2 protein-coding genes are annotated in these 1,170 nt (G+C 46.7%); both read left to right on the top strand.

Annotation, left to right across the window (positions count from 1 at the left end; all coding sequences use genetic code 11):
• The coding region (locus tag PX481_RS28235) for a DUF6391 domain-containing protein (RefSeq protein WP_288097262.1) at positions 1–597 on the top strand (597 nt) is incomplete at its 5' end.
• Positions 598–675: 78 nt separating this feature from the next.
• Positions 676–909: a photosystem I reaction center subunit IV gene (locus PX481_RS28230; protein WP_002760713.1), complete on the top strand. Its 234-nt coding sequence runs from the start codon at positions 676–678 to the stop codon at positions 907–909.
• Positions 910–1,170 lie beyond the last annotated feature (261 nt).

The raw sequence follows: 1,170 nt of genomic DNA, 5'->3' as shown, positions 1-1,170 counted from the left end.
GACTGGTTTAACCCCTCGCCCCAGCAAGACAGCGATTTACTGGCACAAATCGGCTTTATCCCCGGTTTCAAAGAATTTCTCACCCTGCGACAGGTTCACGCCTTGGAACACGCCACCGTCTGGGTATTAAGCGAAATGGCTGCCCGTCGTCAATCGCCTTTTGACCACTCCCCTGCGGATAACGAGGCCCTGGGGGGACTGTCCACCGATAGGGGTTTTTATCTCTACGGACAGATTAATACAAATGAACTGCAAATCGCCGCCAAACAGGCACTCCATCGTCTCAAAAATGGCGAGGGGCAATTGGCATTACATCCGCGTTGTGGCACCAATTTATCGGTAACTTTAGCCTTAACCGCCGGCTTAGTCTTAGGAACTCATCTTCTCTTACCCAGAGGTCCGATTTCTCAGTTATTAGGCTTAGGTTTAGCCACCGCCGCCGCTTTTCAAATCGGGCCAGATGTGGGAATGTCGGCCCAAAAATACCTGACCACAGCCATTCCCTTTAACTTAACAATCGTTAACATTGCACCAAAGGCAGACCTATGGGGACGTTCGGGGCATTTTGTCCAAACAGAGTGGCAAGATTTGCAATAAAACTTAAAGTAAAAACCCTTTCGGCAAACTCGCTCTGATTGTAACCTGTTAACTAAACCCTAAAAAAAAACAACAGCTATGCCTGGAATCGAACGCGGAGCCAAAGTTAGAGTCAAACGGAAAGAGTCTTACTGGTACAACGATGTAGGAACCGTAGCCAGTGTTGATAAAAGTGGTATCCACTATCCCGTTATCGTCCGTTTTGATACTGTTAACTACCACGGTTTTAGTGGTAGCGCCGGTGGACTGAATACCAATAACTTCGCTGAAAGTGAATTGGAACTCGTTAAGGCTGCCCCCGCTAAGAAATAAAGCTGAGTAAAATTCGGCCTATCATCACCGACTGACTGACGGGAATTCTCTCTTGTTGGTCGGTTTTTTTATAGCTATCAGTTATCAGTTATCAGTTATCAGTTAAGTAGCTGGGTGGAATTAAATATAGCGTTTCCCAATCTCATGAGGTACACCAAAATCTTAACTCCTGACTCCTCAAAACCTCAGACTCTGTACCTCACAACTACGGGAATTGCGATAGTCGCCGTCACTACCCATCCCTACGACGGCAAAAAAAGT

This window comes from Microcystis sp. M53603_WE2, assembly GCF_030065435.1.
Note: the sequence above shows the minus strand (reverse complement) of the source record. Positions and strands in the feature narration are given on the sequence as shown.